Source organism: Conexibacter sp. CPCC 206217, from assembly GCF_030646165.1.
Taxonomy (GTDB): domain Bacteria; phylum Actinomycetota; class Thermoleophilia; order Solirubrobacterales; family Solirubrobacteraceae; genus Conexibacter.
In genome coordinates, this window is sequence record NZ_JAUTDO010000007.1 from 97,115 (window position 1) to 115,501 (window position 18,387).

General features: G+C 71.3%; 14 protein-coding genes. 10 read left to right on the plus strand and 4 right to left on the minus strand.

The window, feature by feature from the left end; all coding sequences use genetic code 11:
• Positions 1 to 118 precede the first annotated feature (118 nt).
• A complete protein-coding gene (locus Q7L65_RS19575) occupies positions 119 to 1,300 on the plus strand; it encodes a sensor histidine kinase (RefSeq protein ID WP_304723741.1) in 1,182 nt (393 codons plus the stop codon).
• A complete protein-coding gene (locus Q7L65_RS19580; RefSeq protein WP_304723744.1) occupies positions 1,297 to 1,980 on the plus strand; it encodes a response regulator transcription factor in 684 nt (227 codons plus the stop codon). The genes Q7L65_RS19575 and Q7L65_RS19580 overlap by 4 nt, the downstream gene beginning before the upstream one ends.
• Positions 1,981 to 2,008: 28 nt before the next feature.
• Here Q7L65_RS19580 and Q7L65_RS19585 read toward each other — a convergent pair whose 3' ends face one another.
• The gene (locus tag Q7L65_RS19585; RefSeq protein ID WP_304723745.1) at positions 2,009 to 2,815 is read right to left on the minus strand and encodes a helical backbone metal receptor; all 807 of its coding nucleotides are present in this window, start codon (positions 2,813 to 2,815) and stop codon (positions 2,009 to 2,011) included.
• Entirely contained in the window at positions 2,790 to 6,248 is a 3,459-nt protein-coding gene (locus Q7L65_RS19590; protein ID WP_304723746.1) for a methylmalonyl-CoA mutase family protein, read from the minus strand. The genes Q7L65_RS19585 and Q7L65_RS19590 overlap by 26 nt, the downstream gene beginning before the upstream one ends.
• A 168-nt stretch (positions 6,249 to 6,416) precedes the next feature.
• Here Q7L65_RS19590 and Q7L65_RS19595 point away from each other — a divergent pair, with 168 nt between their 5' ends.
• Positions 6,417 to 6,761 (plus strand): putative quinol monooxygenase, encoded by a 345-nt coding sequence (locus Q7L65_RS19595; protein ID WP_304723747.1) that lies wholly within the window; start codon positions 6,417 to 6,419, stop codon positions 6,759 to 6,761.
• A gap of 3 nt (positions 6,762 to 6,764) precedes the next feature.
• Here the strand turns inward: Q7L65_RS19595 and Q7L65_RS19600 are convergent, their stop codons facing one another.
• Positions 6,765 to 6,917, minus strand: a complete 153-nt coding sequence (locus Q7L65_RS19600) for a hypothetical protein (protein WP_304723748.1) — start codon at positions 6,915 to 6,917, stop codon at positions 6,765 to 6,767.
• A 603-nt stretch (positions 6,918 to 7,520) separates the two neighbouring features.
• Here Q7L65_RS19600 and Q7L65_RS19605 point away from each other — a divergent pair.
• Positions 7,521 to 9,860, plus strand: coding sequence for a pyruvate dehydrogenase (locus Q7L65_RS19605; RefSeq protein WP_304723749.1), 2,340 nt, complete (start codon positions 7,521 to 7,523; stop codon positions 9,858 to 9,860).
• A gap of 105 nt (positions 9,861 to 9,965) precedes the next feature.
• Here the strand turns inward: Q7L65_RS19605 and Q7L65_RS19610 are convergent, their stop codons facing one another.
• Positions 9,966 to 10,373, minus strand: a complete 408-nt coding sequence (locus Q7L65_RS19610; protein WP_304723750.1) for a VOC family protein — start codon at positions 10,371 to 10,373, stop codon at positions 9,966 to 9,968.
• Between the two features lie 235 nt (positions 10,374 to 10,608).
• Between Q7L65_RS19610 and Q7L65_RS19615 the strand changes: the two genes are divergently transcribed.
• The 6 genes from Q7L65_RS19615 (at position 10,609) to Q7L65_RS19640 (ending at position 18,256) form a co-directional block, all read left to right on the plus strand.
• Positions 10,609 to 12,105, plus strand: a complete 1,497-nt coding sequence (locus tag Q7L65_RS19615) for an FAD-binding protein (RefSeq protein WP_304723752.1) — start codon at positions 10,609 to 10,611, stop codon at positions 12,103 to 12,105.
• Positions 12,106 to 12,140: 35 nt separating this feature from the next.
• A complete protein-coding gene (locus Q7L65_RS19620; protein ID WP_304723753.1) occupies positions 12,141 to 13,304 on the plus strand; it encodes an ABC transporter substrate-binding protein in 1,164 nt (387 codons plus the stop codon).
• Positions 13,305 to 14,993, plus strand: a complete 1,689-nt coding sequence (locus Q7L65_RS19625) for an iron ABC transporter permease (RefSeq protein WP_304723754.1) — start codon at positions 13,305 to 13,307, stop codon at positions 14,991 to 14,993. It abuts the gene before it with no gap.
• A gap of 16 nt (positions 14,994 to 15,009) precedes the next feature.
• On the plus strand, positions 15,010 to 16,179 hold the full coding sequence (locus tag Q7L65_RS19630; protein ID WP_304723756.1) for an ABC transporter ATP-binding protein: 1,170 nt from the start codon (positions 15,010 to 15,012) through the stop codon (positions 16,177 to 16,179).
• Between the two features lie 63 nt (positions 16,180 to 16,242).
• Positions 16,243 to 16,728: a glutathione peroxidase gene (locus Q7L65_RS19635; protein WP_304723757.1), complete on the plus strand. Its 486-nt coding sequence runs from the start codon at positions 16,243 to 16,245 to the stop codon at positions 16,726 to 16,728.
• Between the two features lie 55 nt (positions 16,729 to 16,783).
• Positions 16,784 to 18,256, plus strand: coding sequence for an MFS transporter (locus tag Q7L65_RS19640; RefSeq protein ID WP_304723758.1), 1,473 nt, complete (start codon positions 16,784 to 16,786; stop codon positions 18,254 to 18,256).
• Positions 18,257 to 18,387: the final 131 nt, after the last annotated feature.

Here is an 18,387-nt window from a genome sequence, read left to right on the forward strand (position 1 = left end):
GGCGCGGATCGCCGCCCGTGCCGACCTCACAAGGGGGCGACCTGGTTGCGCCCTGGGGGTGCGTGCGCTTGCTCCTTTCGGAGGAGGCGCGGCGGGGGCCGCGCACTACCCTGTGAACGTGCTCGACGCGCAGTCGATCGACGGCGACTTCGCACCGTCGCGCAGCTCCCCGCCGCAGCCGCACGACGCGGCGGTCGCCGCCGTGCTCGCAGCCGCCTCGGTCGCGCTGCTGCTGATGACCGTCAACGTCAGCGACGGCGGGCAGACGACGGCGCACGACCCCGACGCGCTGGGCGTGGCGCTGTGCGTGATCGCGTGCGCGATGGTCGCGGTGAGACGCCCGTTCCCGGTCACCACCGCGCTCGTCGCGCTCGCCGCCGCCGGTATCGGCGGGATGCTCGGCTACTCGGTGGCGATCCCGCTCGTGACCGCGCTGGTGCTCGCCGGCAACGCGGCGATCCATGCCGACCGCGCCGCCAGTTGGCTCGTCGGCGCGTACACCGGCATTCAGATCGCCGGCATGGCGGTCGGCACGCTGGAGAACGACGCCGTCCTGCGCGCGATCGGCGGCTTCGCCGTCGGCCTCGTGCCCGTGCTCGTCGGCCGCGTGATCCGCACCGAGCGCACGCGCACGGCCGAGGCGCGCGAGCTGGCCCGCCGCACCGCGGAGCTGCGCGACCGCGACGTCGAGCACGCGGTCGCGCAGGAGCGGCTGCGGATCGCGCGCGACGTGCACGACATCACCGGCCACCACCTCAGCGCGATCTCGCTGCAGGCCGGCGGCGCCGGGCGCCAGACCTCCGACCCGGTCGCGCGCGCGGCGCTGGAGCGGATCCACAGGCTGACGACGGAGGCGCTGGGGCAGACCAGACGCGCGCTCGGGATCCTGCGCGCGAACGGTCCCGCGGCGCTGACGCCCGCGCCGCGGCTGGCGCACGTCGACGAGCTGCTGGCGCCGGCGCGCGACGCCGGCCTCGCCGTCGACCTGCAGCTGAGCGGGCGCGCGCGACCGCTGTCCGACGAGCTGGAGGCGTGCGCCTATCGCGTCGTGCAGGAGTCGCTCACGAACGTCGTGCGTCACGCGGGCGCGCGCGAGGTCGTCGTGCGGGTCGAGTACGGCGACCAGGAGCTGCGGCTGGCGGTCGACGACGACGGCGTCGGCGGGCCGCCGCGCCGGCACGGCGGCGGGATCGACGGGATGCGCGAGCGCGTCGCGCTGGTCGGCGGCGGCCTCGACGCCGGGCCGGCGGGCCGCGGCTGGTCGGTGCGCGCGACGCTGCCGCTGGAGGCCGTCGCGTGAGCATCCGCGTGATCGTCGCCGACGACCAGGCGATCTCCCGGCAGGGGCTGCGGATGATCCTCGAGAGCGAGCCCGGCATCGAGGTCGTGGGGGAGGCGGTCGACGGGCTCGACGCGCTCGGCCAGGTCGAGCGCCGCAGACCGGACGTCGTGCTGATGGACGTCCGCATGCCGCGGATGGACGGCCTCGAGGCGACCCGCCTGCTGAGAGGCGTCGAGGGCGTCGAGGTGATCGTCGTGACGACCTTCGACCTCGACGAGTACGTCTTCGAGGCGCTGCGCGCCGGCGCCGTCGGCTTCCTCGTGAAGGACTCGCCGCCGGAGCGGATCATCGACGCGGTCCGCTCGGTTGCGCGCGGCGACGCGCTGATCTCGCCCGAGGTCACGCGCCGCCTGCTCGACCAGTTCGCCTCCTCGGCGCCGTCGCGCGCAGGCGATCCGGCGCTGGCGGAGCTGACCCCGCGCGAGCGCGACGTGCTGCTGGCGATCGCGGGCGGCCGCAGCAACGCCGAGATCGCGACACACCTGCAGCTGGAGGAGAGCACCGTCAAGAGCCACGTCCGCCGGATGCTCGCCAAGCTCGACCTCACCAGCCGCGTGCACGCGGTCATCTACGCGTACGAGACCGGGCTGGTCGCGCCCGGATCGGCGCCGGGCGAACGCGCCGGCGAACGGGAGTGACGGCGCGTCGAGATCCGCCGGGCGCGCCTCACGCCCCGTCCGCGAACTCCGCCAGATAGCGCATCCCCGCGATCGCGCGGCTGCCGTACCAGGAGGTCATCTCGCCGTCGATCAGCCTGACGCGCGCGCCGGGCAGCAGCGCGGCGACCTGCTCGACGTGCGCCTGCTTGAAGTGGAACGGCTCGCTGCTGAGCAGGACGTGGTCGACCCGGCCGGCGAAGTCGCCCAACTCGACCTCCGGGTAGCGGACCGCGGGCGCGGCGGGGAGCGTGCGCCAGCCGACCGTCGCGAGCGTCCGCGCGATGTAGGTGTCGGGTGCGACGGTCATCCACGGGTCCTTCCAGACCAGGTAGAGCACGTCGCGCGGCGGGCGGTCGGTCGCCGTCGTGTACGTGTACGCCCGTTCGAACTCCGTGCACAGGTGCTCCGCTTCCTCCCCGCGCCCGAAGATCGCGCCGAGCAGGCGGTAGAGGCCGAGGTTGTGCAGCGGCGCGCAGGGGTGGGTGACGACGACGTGCGGGACGAACCGCGCCAGCGCGGCGGCCGTCGCGGCGGTGTTCTCGTCCACGTTGACGATCGCGTGGCTGGGCTGAAGCGAGCGCACGCGGTCGAGCTGCACGTCCTTCGTCCCGCCGACCTTCGGGATCCCGCGGACGCTCTCCCACGGGTGGATGCAGAAGCCGGTGCGCCCGACGAGCTGCGGCGCGAGCCCGAGGTCGCACAGCAGCTCGGTGACGCTCGGCACGAGGCAGACGATCCGCGCGTCGCGGCCGGCGGGCGGGTGAAGGGTGCCGGCCGCGTCGGTGCGGCTACATGTTGCGGCGATACTCGCCACCGACCTCGTACAGCGCGCCCGAGATCTGGCCCAGCGAGGCGACCTTGACCGCGTCCAGCAGCGCGTCGAAGACGTTCTCGCGCGCGAGCGCGACCTCGCGCAGGTGCGCGAGCGTCGCCGGGGCGCCGTCGGCGCCGTTGGCGTCGAAGGCGTGCACGTTGACGATCTGGTCGCGCTTCTCCTGCTCGGTCGAGCGCGCCAGCTCGATCTCGGCCTGCACCTCGCCGGCGTGCGCGCGGGGCAGGTAGGTGTTGACGCCGATCAGCGGCAGCGTGCCGTCGTGCTTGAGCCGCTCGTAGTAGAGGCTCTCGTCCTGGATCTTGCCGCGCTGGTACATCGTGTCCATCGCGCCGAGCACGCCGCCGCGCTCGGAGATGCGGTCGAACTCCTCGTAGACGGCGGCCTCGACCAAGTCGGTCAGCTCGTTGACGATGAACGACCCCTGCCACGGGTTCTCGCAGAAGTTGAGGCCCAGCTCGCGGTTGATGATCAGCTGGATCGCGACCGCGCGCCGCACCGACTCCTCCGTCGGCGTCGTGACGGCCTCGTCATAGGCGTTGGTGTGGAGGCTGTTGGTGTTGTCGAAGATCGCGTACAGCGCCTGCAGCGTCGTGCGGATGTCGTTGAAGTTCATCTCCTGCGCGTGCAGCGACCGGCCCGACGTCTGGATGTGGTACTTCAGCATCTGGCTGCGCGGCCCGGCGCCGTAGCGCTCGCGCATCGCGCGCGCCCAGATGCGCCGCGCGACGCGGCCGATGACGGCGTACTCCGGGTCCATCCCGTTGGAGAAGAAGAAGCTGAGGTTCGGCGCGAACGCGTCGATCTCCATCCCGCGCGCGAGGTAGTACTCGACGATCGTGAAGCCGTTGGCGAGCGTGAAGGCCAGCTGCGAGATCGGGTTCGCCCCTGCCTCGGCGATGTGGTACCCGCTGATCGAGACGCTGTAGAAGTTGCGCACCTCGTGGTCGACGAAGTACTGCTGCACGTCGCCCATCATCTTGAGCGCGAACTCGGTCGAGAAGATGCAGGTGTTCTGCGCCTGATCCTCCTTCAGGATGTCGGCCTGGACGGTGCCGCGGACCTTGCGCAGCGTCGCCTCCTTGATCCGCTCGTACGTGTCGCGGTCGACCACCTGGTCGCCGGAGACGCCGAGCAGCCGCAGCCCGAGCCCGTCGTTGCCGGGCGGCAGCTCGCCGCTGTACTGCGGGCGCTCCTTGCCGGCGAAGTACTGCTCCAGCTTGCGCTCGGCCGCGTCCCAGCCGCCGGTCTCGTCGAGGTGGCGTTCGACCTGCTGGTCGATCGCGGCGTTGAGGAAGAACGCCAGCACTATCGGCGCCGGTCCGTTGATCGTCATCGAGACCGAGGTCGTCGGCGAGCACAGGTCGAAGCCCGAGTAGAGCTTCTTCGCGTCGTCGACGGTCGCGATCGAGACGCCCGAGTTGCCGACCTTGCCGTAGATGTCGGGCCGCTCGGCGGGGTTCTCGCCGTAGAGCGTGACCGAGTCGAACGCGGTCGACAGGCGCGCGGCCGGCTGCCCCTCGGAGAGGTAGTGGAAGCGGCGGTTGGTGCGCTCCGGCGTGCCCTCGCCGGCGAACATGCGGGTCGGGTCCTCACCCTCGCGGCGGTAGGGGAAGACGCCGCCGGTGTAGGGGTAGGAGCCGGGCAGGTTCTCCTTCAGGAGGAAGCGCAGCCGGTCGCCCCAGCCGTCGAAGCGCGGCGGCGCGATCTTCGGGATCTGCTGGTGGCTGAGCGAGGTGCGGTAGTTGTCGCCGCTGATCTCGCGCCCGCGCACCGTGTAGGTGTAGGTCTCGGCCGTGATGCTCTCGACCTTCGCGGTCCACTCACGCAGCAGCGCGGCGGGCTCGGCGCCGAGCTGGGCGAGGGTGGCGTTGTACTGCTCGCGCAGGGCGGGGAAGGAGCCCTCTCCTTCCAGGTCCCCGCTCGGGTACGCGTCCAGCGGCGCCGGGAGGGCCGGGTCGCCGAGCGCTCTGAGCGCTTCGTAGAGGTGCTGCGCGGTGCCGGCGACCTCCGCCAGCCGCTCGACCTCGGCGTTGGTGGAGCGGCCCTGCTCGGCGATCTCGGCGAGGTAGCGGACGCGGCTGCCGGGGATCAGCATGTTGCCCAGCGGCGTGTGCGTCGCCAGCTCCAGCTGCGGATCCCAGCGCTGCGCGTCGCCGCCGCGCGCGACCGCGCGCTCGCCCAGCAGGCGGCAGAGGTTGACGAACATCCAGCTGAGGCCGGGGTCGTTGAACTGGCTGGCGATCGTCGGGAAGACGGGCGTGTCGTCGTCTCTGGTGTCGAACGCGACGCGGTTGCGGCGCCACTGCTTGCGCACGTCGCGCAGCGCGTCGTCGGCGCCGCGCTTGTCGAACTTGTTGATCGCGACGATGTCGGCGAGGTCGAGCATGTCGATCTTCTCGAGCTGGCTGGCGGCGCCGAACTCGCTCGTCATCACGTACATCGCGACGTCCACGAGGTCGACGATCTCGGAGTCGCTCTGGCCGATGCCGGCGGTCTCGACGATCACGAGGTCGAAGCCGGTCGCGCGCAGGTAGGCGACGGCGTCCTCGAGCATCGCGCTGGTCGAGCGGTGCTGCCGGCGCGTCGCCATCGAGCGCATGTAGATCCGCTCGTGGCGCAGGCTGTTCATGCGGATGCGGTCGCCCAGCAGCGCGCCGCCGGTGCGCCGGCGGGTCGGGTCGACCGCGAGGACCGCGACGCGCAGCTCGGGGAACTGGCGCATGAAGCGCGCCAGCAGCTCGTCGGTGACGGTGCTCTTGCCGGCGCCGCCGGTGCCGGTGATGCCGAGCACCGGGACGCCCTCGCCGGCCTCGCGCCAGGCCGCGCGCAGCGCCTCCAGCTCGTCGCCGTCGAAGACCTCGTCCTCCAGTGCGGAGAGCATCTGCGCGATCACGACGTCGTCGTCCGTGGTGGCGGTGGCGGCGTCGGCGGGCGCGCTCGACTCGATCCGCTGCTCGCTCGCGCGCTCGATCAGGTCGCCGATCATGCCGGTGAGCCCGAGCGCCATCCCGTCGTTGGGGTGGTAGACGCGCTCGACGCCGTACTCCTGCAGCTCGGCGATCTCGGCCGGCGTGATCGTCCCGCCGCCGCCGCCGAAGACGCGGATGTGCCCGGCGCCCAGCTCGCGCAGCATGTCGACCGCGTACTTGAAGTACTCGGTGTGGCCGCCCTGGTAGGAGCTGATCGCGATCCCGTCGGCGTCCTCCTGGATCGCGGCCCGCACCACGTCGCGCACGCTGCGGTTGTGCCCGAGGTGCACGACCTCCGCGCCGCTGTCCTGGATCAGCCGCCGCATCACGTTGATCGCCGCGTCGTGCCCGTCGAACAGCGATGCCGCGGTGACGAATCGCAACGGCAGCTCCCCGACGCGCTCCGGCCGGGCGGTGCCTGCAACGTCGGTGTGGGTCGTCACGGTCGATTCTCCTCGGCAGTCTCAGCGCTGGGAGAGAAATAGTAGGGGATGCGACTATCGCAATGTCTCATACCCGGTCAGAATCCGGTCACAGCCGTGGGTCGCCGGTCGCCCGGCGAGCGGATCCGGCGATCGTCAGAGCGGGCCGCGGCGGGGTATGGTCGCCTCATGAGCGATGCCAGAGTGATCTTGGAAGCGGTCCTGCACGGACTCGGCGGGCGCGCCGCCGAGTTGGACGCGTTGCTCGCTGAGCTGGCGACCGCATCCCGCACGGAGCCGGGCTGCCACGCCTTCCGCATCGCGACCGGCGACGAACCGGGCGACGTCGCGGTGGTGTCGTTCTACGCCGACGAAGCAGCCCTCCGCGCCCACTACGCAACCCCGCACTACCGCCGCTACCGCGCCCAGGTCGGCCAGCTCCTCGCGCGCCCGAGCGACGTCATCGTCTACCACGTCAACGGAGCCGTCCGGGCTCAGGACCCGAACCTGCCGGATCCGGACAAGTTGGGGTGACGACTACTTCTCTGGGCCGATGAGCCGCTCGGGCGTGCCGATCTCGCGCAGGAACGCCGCTTCGGTCGGGTCGCGCGGCTTGTCGCGTCTGATCGGGCCGAGGCGTGCGATGACCTGCTGACTCTTGGCACGCAGGCGGGTGCCTCGCGGCGCCACTGCTCAAAGGTGATGGGCTCGGTTCTGATCACCGCCTCGCAGTTCATTGGCACACCGTCATCACGGTCGCAGGCATCGCGCCTCGAAGCGTCGGGTGCAGCCAGACAGCGGTTTCGGGTCGATGACAACGTGTTCAGGTGCAGATGCCGAGAACCTCCGGAATTCCCATATCTAGCGGGTGGTGCATCGCCGCCGACGATCGTATAACCGGGAATTCGAGTTCGTCGCCCTGATGGAGTTCGAGTCTCCCGCCCTCCGCCATGCTTGCTCGACCGGTGGCCAAGATCGGAGGCGTGCGCGAAGATCATGCGTCTGCGGGTGACTCCCGCGCTGCCTGTTCATGGCCATCCGGTCGCGGCGAGGTTGTCTTCGGCGCAGAAGCGGTTAGCATCCAGATTGGTTATCAGCCGTTTCGGGGTGACTCCCCGCCCACAACCCGCCCCGACGAGGCGGGTTGTGTCGTTCTCGGGCACGTAACATCCCGGCCGCGCGATCGTGTGAGGCCCGTAGCTCGTCACAGCCTCCAGCGCAAGATCTTTGCGCACCGTGCGAAAGCGGACGGAGTTCTGGACTTGGGGGCCGCTTGGTGGGGAAGATAGTGCGATGTCAGCGTCCGCCGTGTCTTCTGCCGACCTGCAGGTCCTGAACGCAGTGCAGGAGCGGGTGCTGTGGCTCGCGACCTCGATCGTGCATCACGCCAACAGAGTTCGCAGCACGCGCTCCGGGGTGAAGGTCGGCGGGCACCAGGCGTCGTCGGCTTCGATCGCTTCGATCATGACCGCGCTCTGGTTCCATCAGCTGCGCGCGCCGGACCGGGTCTCCGTCAAGCCGCACGCCGCTCCGGTGCTGCATGCGATCGAGTACCTGCTGGGGCAGCTCGACGCGCGCCACCTGACGACGCTGCGCGCGTTCGGCGGGCTGCAGTCGTATCCGAGCCGGCTGAAGGATCCCGTGCCGGCCGACTTCTCGACGGGCTCGGTCGGGATCGGGGCGACCGCGCCGATCTGGAGCGCGCTGGCGCACCGCTACGTCGCGGGGCACTTCGAGGTCCCGCAGGGCGGGCGGCAGATCGCTCTGCTGGGCGACGCGGAGCTGGACGAGGGCGCCTGCTGGGAGGCGATCGTCGACCCGCTCGTGTCGAGACTCGGCGAGGTCCTCTGGATCGTCGACCTCAACCGCCAGTCGCTCGACCGCGTCGTGCCGGAGATCGCGGCACGGCGAATCACCGGGATGTTCGAGGCGGCCGGTTGGCACGCGATCACGGTCAAGTACGGGCGCCGGCTGCAAAGCCTGTTCGAGCGCGACGGCGGCTACGCGCTGCGGCGGCGCATCGACGCGATGACCAACGAGGAGTTCCAGCGGCTGCTGCGCGCGTCCGCGGACGAGGTCCGGGAGCGGCTGCCGGGCGGCGGCGGTGGCGGGAGCAGCGGCGACCCCGGCGCCATCGCTCACCTCATCGCCGACCTCACCGACGCGGAGCTGCTCGCCGCCGTGCGCGACCTCGGCGGGCACGACCTCGGGCTGCTGCTCGACGCCTACGCCGAGGCGGATGCGGTCGTCGACCGGCCGTCGGTGATCGTCGCGTACACGATCAAGGCGTGGCGGCTGCCGACGCAGGGGCATCCGGCCAACCACTCGGCGCTGCTCACGACCGAGCAGTGGGAGCGGCTCGCGCCCGAGCTGGGCGCCGACGCGGCCGACCCGTGGGCGCGCTTCGCCGAAGAATCGCCGGAGGCGCGGGTGTGCGAGGAAACGGCGGCGCGCCTCACGCGCGCGGCCGACAGGCCCGCGGCCCCGCCGACGATCCCGCCCGACGTCGGCCGCGGCCACGCCGGTACCGCCTCCACGCAGCAGGCGTTCGGGCGCTTCTTCGTCGACCTCGCGCACGCCGCGCCGGAGGTCGCCGAGCACGTCGTGACGGTCAGCCCCGACGTCGCCTCGTCGACCAACCTCGGCGGCTGGATCAACCGCGTCGGCGTCTGGAGCCCCGGCGACCGCGTCGACTGGTTCGCCGACGACACCGACACGCTGATGCGCTGGCGCGAGTCCGAGCACGGGCAGCACCTGGAGCTGGGGATCGCGGAGGGCAACCTCGTCGGCCTGCTCGCCGAGCTGGGCCTGACGTGGTCGCGCGACGGCCGGCCGCTGCTGCCGATCGGCACGCTCTACGACCCGTTCGTGACGCGGGCATTGGAGCCGTGGTCGTTCGGCATGTACGCGGGCGCGCAGTCGATCCTCGTCGGGACGCCGTCGGGCGTGACGCTCGCGCCCGAGGGCGGCGCGCACCAGTCGATCGTGACGCCCTCGGTCGGGCTGGAGCAACCGCGCTGCATCGCCTGGGAGCCGGCGTTCGGGCAGGACCTCGAATGGGCGCTGCTCGACGCGCTCTCGCGGCTCGGCAGACGAGACGGCTGCTCGGCCTACTTCCGCCTCACGACACGTCCGCTCGACCAGGCGTTGGCGCGCGTGCCGGACGACGACCCCGCCGCGCGCGAGCGCCGGCGCCGCCAGGTGCTCGCGGGCGGCTACGCACTGCGCCGCAGCGAAGCGGCCCCCGTCGTGACGCTGGTCGGCGCCGGCGCGATCATGCCCGAGCTGCTGCAAGCGGCCGACGAGCTGGACGCGGCCGGTCGCGCCACCGACGTCGTCTGCCTCACCTCGGCCGACCTCGTCTTCCGCGCGCTGCAGGCGCGCCAGGGGCTCGCCGACGGCGGCGACGCGATCCTCGACGAGCTGTTCCCGCCCGCGCGCGCGGCGCCGATCGTCAGCGTGCTCGACGGCCACCCGCACACGCTCAGCTTCCTGTCGGCGATCCGCTGCACGCCGATCGCCTGCCTGGGGGTGACCGACTTCGGTCAGTCCGGCGACGTCGAGGACCTCTACCGCAACTTCGGCATCGACGCCGACACGATCGTCGGCGCCGCGCTGGACCTGCTGGGGTGACGCTCAGCCGGCCGCGGCCGTCGAGCCGAGCGCGTCCGCGAGGCTCGCGCGGGAGCCCCGGGGACCGGACGCGACGAGCGCCGGCCTCGGGGCGTCGGCGCGCCGCTATTCGGCCGGCGGCGCCTCCACGACGGCGATGTGGTTGCCGTCGGGGTCGCGCATCATGAACAGCAGCGGGGCCCCGGGGGAGGTCATCGGCTCGGAGTCGAGGTCGATCCCGCCGATCGCCTTCAGCCGCGCGTACTCGGCGTGCACGTCGGCGGTCTCGACGCCGATGCCGCTGCCGCCGGGAGGTCGGCCCATCGGCGGGTTCAGCGCGAGGCGGGCGGTCGAGCCGGGCGGGGCGACCTCGACCCAGCGCATCTCGCCGTTCTCGCCGAAGGTGACGTCGGCACGCAGCTCGAAGCCGAGCTTCTCGGTGTAGAACGCGATCGCCGCGTCCTGGTCGGCGACGGCGAACATCGCGACGCCGATGTTCGTGAGCGTGGTGGGGGCCTGCGTGGAATCTGTCATGCCCTCTAGACCGGGCCACCGCGCGAAACTCATCGCGAAACTCATCGCAGGCCTTCGAAAAGCTCGCGACAGCCTCCAGAGAACCCGCGAGTTCACTAGGTGAAATGAGTTCTACTGTGACACCGGACACATAGGTCGATTATTAAATGGATAGGATCGGTCGGGAAAGGTGACATGAAGGTCGCGTTTGCCCTGCGGGGGGTGGCAGCGGTCGCATAGACAGGGAGAGCAACGGATGACGAAGACGGGCCCTTGGGACCACGTCCATGACGTGGTGGTCGCCGGTTACGGTTACGCGGGCGGTCGTGCCGCCGTCGCAGCCGCCGACGCGGGCGCGGAGGTGCTGCTGCTGGAGAAGGACACCAACCCCGGCGGCAACTCGATCCTGTCCGGCGGGAGCTGCGTCTTCGGCACGGACCACGACGCGACGCTGGCGTACCTGCGCGCGACCTGCGACGGGACCACCGACGACGAGGTGCTGGACGCGTTCGCGGCCGGGCTCGTCGGCATACCCGCCGACCTGACGCAGCTGGCGGCGGCGGTCGGGCGCGAGATCGTGCACGAGCCGCGCACGGGCAACTACCCCTTTCCCGGCTACGAGCAGCTGCGCTCCGCGCGCGTGACGCGCGGCGACGACTTCGACGGCTTCGACTGGGTCACGGGCGCGCGCGCCGGCGCGACGCTCTTCCACGTGCTGATGGAGAACGTCCGCCAGCGCGAGCAGATCACCGTGCAGTTGCAGACGACCGTGCGCGAGCTGATCGTGCAGGACGGCCGCGTCGTCGGCTGCGAGATCGAGCGCGACGGCCGCGTCGAGCGGATCGGCGCGCGCCGCGGCGTGGTCCTCTGCACCGGCGGCTTCGAGCACAACGAGCGGCTGATCCGCCACTACGTCGGCTCCGCGGACATGACCTCGATGAGCCCGCTGACGAACACCGGCGACGGGATCCTGATGGGCCAGAAGGTCGGCGCCGCGCTGTGGCACATGAACCACCTGCACGGCAGCTACGGCTACCGCCTGCCCGACGTCGCGGTCGCGATCCGCCACGCGGTCGCGGGCCCGCGCGGAGCGGCGCAGAAGATGCCCTGGATCGTCGTCGACGGCACCGGCCAGCGCTTCATGAACGAGTACCCGCCGGCGTCGCAGGACACGCCGATCCGCGACCTGATCCGCTTCGATCCGGACACCCAGACCTACCCGCGCATCCCGGCCTACCTCGTCTTCGACGAGGAGGGCCGCAAGAACGGTCCGATCGGCCGCCCGGCGATGAAGGACGTCGCGTCGGCGTACGAGTGGAGCCGCGACAACCTGCGCGAGGTCGAGCGCGGCTACATCAAGGTCGCGCAGACGATCGAGGAGCTGGCGCAGGCGATCGGTGCGCCGGTCGGGAACGTCGAGCGGACGCTGAGCGACTGGAACCGCGACGCGCGCGGCGAGTCCGACGACCAGTACGGCCGGCCCGGCTGGAGCCGCCTGCCGATCGCGACGGCGCCGTACTACGTGATCCAGGTCCACCCGATCATCACCAACACGCAGGGCGGCCTCGTCCACGACGCCGACCAGCGCGTGCTGGACCCCTTCGGCGCCTCCATCCCCGGCCTCTACAAGGCCGGCGAGAACGGCTCGATCTTCGGTCACCTCTACCTGCTCGGCGGCAACAACTCCGAGTGCTTCATCGGCGGCAAGGTCGCCGGCGAGCAGGTAGCCGCCGAGACGCCGTGGACGGCCTGACCACCTCCCCTTCCGAGACAGAGAGAACTTCACGAATGTCACGACCGACCATCTCCAAGCCGGGCCTGGCCGCGGTGCTCGCAGCGCTGACCCTGTCGTTGTCGCTGGCCGCCTGCGGTGGCGGCGCGGCCGACGTCGGCTCGGCGCCCGGCGCCGACACGAACGCCAGCAGCGGCGACTCGAAGGCCCAGCAGGTCTACGCCGACCTCGACGCGAAGGGCGCCGACGGTCCCGAGGCGGCGGTCGCGCCCGCCAGAGACGAGGGCGAGGTCTCCTGGTACACGACGATCACGGGCGCCGACCCCGTCGGCAAGGCCTTCTCCGACAGATACGGGATCAAGGTCAACATCTTCCGCGGCAACGCCGAGACGGTCCTGCAGCGGGCGCTGCAGGAGGGTCAGGCCGGTCGCCCCGGCGCGGACGTCGTCGAAGGCAGCTTCGTGACGATGGAGGCGCTCGGCAGAGAGAGACTGCTCGGCGACTTCAGAGGACCGTCCTTGGCGGATCTGCCGGACAACGCCAGATTCGACGGCTGGGCCGCGGACCGGCTCAACGTGCTGCTGCCGGCGTGGAACACCGACCTGATCAGAGCCGGCGACGAGCCGAGATCGTGGGAGGACCTCGCCGACCCCAGATACAAGGGCAGAATCCAGCTCGAGATCGGCGACAGCGACTGGTTCGCGTATGTCACGAACTACTGGCTCAGAGAGGGCAAGAGCCAGGCCGAGGTCGACAGGCTGTGGCAGGCGATCGCCGCCAACGCGGTCACCGCGAAGGGCCACTCGACGATGGTCGAGATGCTCGCCGCGGGCCAGACGGCGATCAACGCGATGGCGTACAGCTATGACATCCGCAACACCAGAGACGAGGGCGCGCCGGTCGCCTACACCGGCGCCGACGGCACGACCTCGACGCCCGGCTTCGCGCGCCCCAACGGCGCCGGCCTGACGAGCGAGGCGCCGCATCCCAACGCCGGCTGGCTGTTCGAGAACTGGCTGCTGTCGCCCGAGGGCCAGAAGGCGCTGTTGGAGGCGGGCGTCACCCCGGTGCGCCGCGACGTGCCCGGCGACAACACGCTCGACGGCGTCAGATTCGTCACCTTCGACCCGGCCGAGTACACGCAGGACGCCGCCGGCTGGGACAGAAGATACGACGAGCTGCTGCGCGGCGTGACGGCGGTCAAGCAGGACGACAACTGAGTGCGCGAGCGCCTGCGCGACCCGCGCACGTACATCGTGGGGGCGGCGATCCTGATCGTCGCCTACCTGGTGCTGGTGCCTCTGATCTACCTCTTCAGAGACACCTTCACCGGCCGCTCCGGCCTGTCGTTCGCCGCCTTCTCACGCGCCTACGGCGGCGACACGCAGGCGGGGCGGATGCTGTTCAACTCGCTCGCGTTCAGCGCCGGGTCGGCGGCGCTGTCGCTGGTCGTCGGCACGGTGCTGGCGTACGTGCAGGTGCGCACCGACGCGCCGTTCAAAGGTCTCTTCTTCGCCGCGTCGCTGGTCCCGCTCGTGATCCCGGGGATCCTCTACGCGGTCTCCTGGATCTTCCTCGCCGACCCCAACGTCGGCCTGCTCAACACGCTCGCGCTGGAGCCGCTGACCGGGCAGTCGCTGAACGTGTTCGGGATGGGCGGGATGATCTGGGTGCAGGGACTGCACTACGCGCCCGTCGCGTTCCTGCTGATGGTCGCCGCCTTCCGCGCGATCGACCCCTCGCTGGAGGAGTCGGCGCTGATGAGCGGCGCGCGCCAGCTGACGGTGATCCGCCGCGTCACGGTCCCGGTGCTGCGGCCGGCGTTCGTCGCCGCGGTGCTGCTGCTGTTCGTGCAGTCCTTGGAGAGCTTCGAGGTGCCGGCGCTGCTGGGGCTGCAGAACGGCACGTACGTCTTCACGAGCCGCATCTACCTGTCGCTGCAGTCGTACCCGATCGACTACGGCACCGCCGGCGCGTACGCGATCACGCTGCTGGCGATCGCGACCGCGGGCGTGCTGATGGGCTCGCGCCTGACGCGCAGATCGTCGGACTTCCAGACGATCACCGGCAAGGCGTTCCGGCCGCGGCCGGTGGCGCTGGGGCGGGCGCGGCCGTGGGTCGGCGCCGGCGTGCTGGCGTACTTCGTGGTGGCGGTCGTGCTGCCGGTCGCGGTGCTGATCTACGCCTCGCTGCTGAAGTTCTACGCGAAGCCGTCGGCGAGAACCTTCGACACGATCTCGCTCGGCAACTACCGCGCGATCTTCGAGAACGACACGACGATCACGGCGTTCAAGAACTCGCTGATCCTCGGGCTCGGCGCCGCCGCCGTCGTGATGCTGCTGACGAGCGTGATCGCCTGGACCGTCGTGCGCACGAGAGCGCGCGGCCGCGCCGCGCTGGACCTGCTGACGTTCATCCCGATCGTGATCCCGGGGTTGGTGATCGGCCTGGCGCTGTCGTTCGTCTACCTGCGCTCGAGCCTGCCGATCTACGGGACGCTGCTGATCCTGCTGATCGCGTACACGACGAAGTTCCTGCCGTACGGGATGCGCTACGCCTCGGGCGCGATGGCGCAGATGTCCTCAGAGCTGGAGGAGTCGGCGATGGTGTCGGGCGCCTCCTGGCTGCAGACGTTCCGGCGCGTGCTGCTGCCCCTGGCCAGCAGCGGGATCCTCGTCGGCTTCGTCTACATCCTGATCGTCTCGTTCCGCGAGCTGTCGAGCGCGATCCTGCTCTACAGCCCCGGCAAGGAGGTCGTCTCGGTGCTGCTGTGGGAGCAGTTCGAGAACGGCAAGCTGACGACCGTCGCCGCGATCGGCGTCGTGATGATCGCGATCCTGACCGCGCTCGTGGCGATCGCCTACAAGCTCGGCGCCCGCTTCGGATTGGAGTCCACCGATGACCGCTGACGGAAGGAGCGGCGCCATGCTGACGATCGAGTCGCTGTCCAAGAGCTACGGAGAGCACCGGCCGCGCTCTGGGGACGGCGAGGCCGAGGGCGAGGGCGCTGCGCCCGAACGCGTCAACGCCGTCGACGCCGTCAGCCTCGAGATCCAGGCGGGGGAGCTGTTCACGCTGCTCGGTCCGTCCGGCTGCGGCAAGACGACGACGCTGCGTTCGATCGCGGGGCTCGAGCGGCCCGACAGGGGCCGGATCCTGCTCGGCGAGAGAGTGCTGTTCGACGGCTCCAGCGGCGTCAGCGTGCCGGCGAACAAGCGCGGCCTGGGGATGGTCTTCCAGTCGTACGCGATCTGGCCGCACATGACGGTCTTCCAGAACGCCTCCTTCCCGCTCGACGTGCTGCCGCGCCGCAAGCGTCCCGCGAAGGCGGAGATCCGCGCGCGCGTGGAGCGCGTGCTGGAGGTGACGGAGCTGTCGAGCTTCGCCGACCGGCGGGCGACGAAGCTGTCGGGCGGCCAGCAGCAGCGGCTGGCGCTGGCACGCGCGCTGGCGACGCAGCCGGACGTGATGCTGCTCGACGAGCCGCTCTCCAACCTCGACGCGAAGCTGCGCGAGACGATGCGCTTCGAGCTGACGCGCCTGCAGCGCGAGCTCGGCCTGACGACGATCTACGTCACGCACGACCAGACCGAGGCGCTGGCGATGTCGAGTCGGATCGCGGTGCTGAACGAGGGCAGGGTCGAGCAGGTCGGCCGCCCCCGCGACGTCTACACGCGCCCGCAGTCCCGTTTCGTCGCCGAGTTCATCGGCACGAGCAACTTCATCGCCGGGAGGGTCGGCGAGCGGGTCGGCGAGCTGGTCCGGATCGAGACGGCGGCGACGCCGGTCTGGAGCGCGGCGGGCGCCGCGACGCCTGCGCAGGGCAGCGAAGTGCTGCTCGCGATTCGCCCGGAGAGCTTGCGGGTGGCGGCGGCGTCGTCGACCGAGCCGCTCGCCGCAGGCGCCGCGACGCGCAACGAATGGCCGGCGACCGTCGTCAGCCAGGCGTTCCTCGGCGACAGCATCGACTACGTCCTCGCCGCCGGCCCGACCGAGCTGCGCGCCCGCTGCAACCCCTCCGTCGCCCTCGCCCCCGGCGCCCCGGCCCACGTCGCGGTCGACCCCGCGGACGTGCTGGTGATGCCGGCGGCGTGAGCGGCGACACGCTCTAACGTGTGACGCTCGACCGTCCCGACAGGAACCTGATCCAGGAGCCCGATGTCACTGTTCCCGCCTGACCTCACCGCCCTCGACGGCACGCCGCTGGACACCGCCGACCTGAACGGACGGGCCGTGCTCGTCGTCAACGTCGCCTCCAGATGCGGGTTGACGCCGCAGTACGAGGGGCTCGAGCGGCTGCATGCGAGGTATGCCGAGCGCGGGTTCGCCGTGCTCGGGGCGCCGTGCAACCAGTTCGGCGAGCAGGAGCCCGGCAGCGCGGAGGAGATCGCGACGTTCTGCTCGACCACGTACGGGACGACCTTCCCGATGACGGCGAAGCTCGAGGTCAACGGCGACGACCGCCATCCGCTCTACCGCGAGCTGACCCAGACGCCCGACGCCGAGGGCGCCGCGGGCGACGTGCAGTGGAACTTCGAGAAGTTCCTCGTCGCGCCCGGCGGCGAGGTGCTGGCGCGCTTTCGCCCGACGACCGATCCGGAGTCCGACGAGGTCGTCGCCGCGATCGAGCGCGCGCTGGCCTGAGGCGGTGACAACCAGGGAACCGGCGCCGTAAAGAGGAGCCAAGGATGATCCAACGGTGCCCGCATCGCCGACTTCGCCGCCGGGACGTCAGCCGCTGCTGAGCGGGCTCGGGCTCTTCACCGTCCTGCTCGGCGCCGCGCTGGCGCCGATCGACCAGTTCATCGTCAACGTCGCGCTGCCCGACATCCGCACGGAGCTGCACGCGTCCGCGGCCGACCTCGTCTGGGTCGTCGCCGCGTTCGGGCTCGCGCTCGCGCTGCTGCAGGTCGTCGGCGGCCGTGTCGGCGACGCGTTCGGTCGCCGCCGCCTGTTCCAGATCGGGATGCTCGCGTTCAGCGTCACCTCGCTGCTGTGCGGGCTGGCGCCGACGATCGGTGCGCTGATCGCCGCCCGCGCCGCACAGGGCGCCGCCGCGGCGCTGCTGGTGCCGCAGGTGCTGGCGATCATCCAGGCGACGACCGACCCGGCCGCACGCCGGCGCGTGCTGGGGCTCTACGGCGCCACCGGCGGGATCGCGATGGTGATCGGGCAGGTGCTCGGCGGCGTGCTCGTGACCGCCGACGTCGCTGGCACCGGCTGGCGCCCGGTCTTCTTCGTCGTCGTGCCGATCGGCCTGCTGGTCGCCGTGATGGCCGGCCGCACGATCCCCGAGACGCGCTCGGATCATCCGCTCGCGATCGACGGCCGCGGGACGATCCTGCTCGGGATCACGGTGCTCGCGCTGCTGGTGCCGCTGACGCTCGGCGAGTCGATCGGCTGGCCGCTGTGGACGTGGGCGTCGCTGGCGATCTCGCCGCTGCTGCTGTGGTGGTTCCTGCGCGTCGAGCACAGGCTGGAGCAGGACGGGCGCGGGCCGTTGATGCCGCCGTCGCTGCTGCGCTACGAGCGCATGGGCCGCGGGCTGCTGCTGTTCCTGCCGTTCTTCATGGCCTTCGGCGGCTTCCTCTTCGTCTTCCCGATCACGCTGCAGGAGGGCCTGCACTTCAGCGCGATCGAAGCCGGTCTCGTGCTGACGCCGTTCGCGCTCGCGTTCCTCGCCGTCTCGCTGATGGCGACCCGCCTCGGCAGGCTGTTCGGGCACCGCGTGATGATCTACGGGCCGATCATCGAGATCACCGGCATCGGCCTGCTGATCGCGGCGTCGGTCGCGTGGTGGCCGAACCTGACGCTGCTGGAGTTGGCGCCCGGCAGCGCGATCGCCGGCGCCGGTCAGGCGATGATGATCCCGGCGATCTACCAACTCGTCCTCTCCGGCGTCCCGGTCGAGCAGGCGGGCGCGGGCAGCGGCGCGCTGACGACGACGCAGCAGGTCTTCCTCGCGACCGGCGTCGCGATCATCGGCGCGACCTTCGCCGCGCTCACGCTTCCGGGACCCGACGGCATGCGCACCGCGTTCGCGGTCAGCCTCGGGATCGTCGCCGCGCTGATCGCCGCGATCGGCCTGCTCGCCCACCGCATGCATCGCCCGACCGCGCGCGCGGGCGCCGGCTGCACCGGCGGGCGCGACGTGCCCGCGTTCCACGCCTGAGCGGCGCTGACGCGAGGCGGTCGCGGTCGCCGGCCCGGCGCGACCTCGCCGCCCGCCCCCTCGCGTCGCTTGTCGCGCCGTCGCGAGCGACCTAAGATCGGCCACCTCCGCCTTTTAGCAGAACGGAGGTT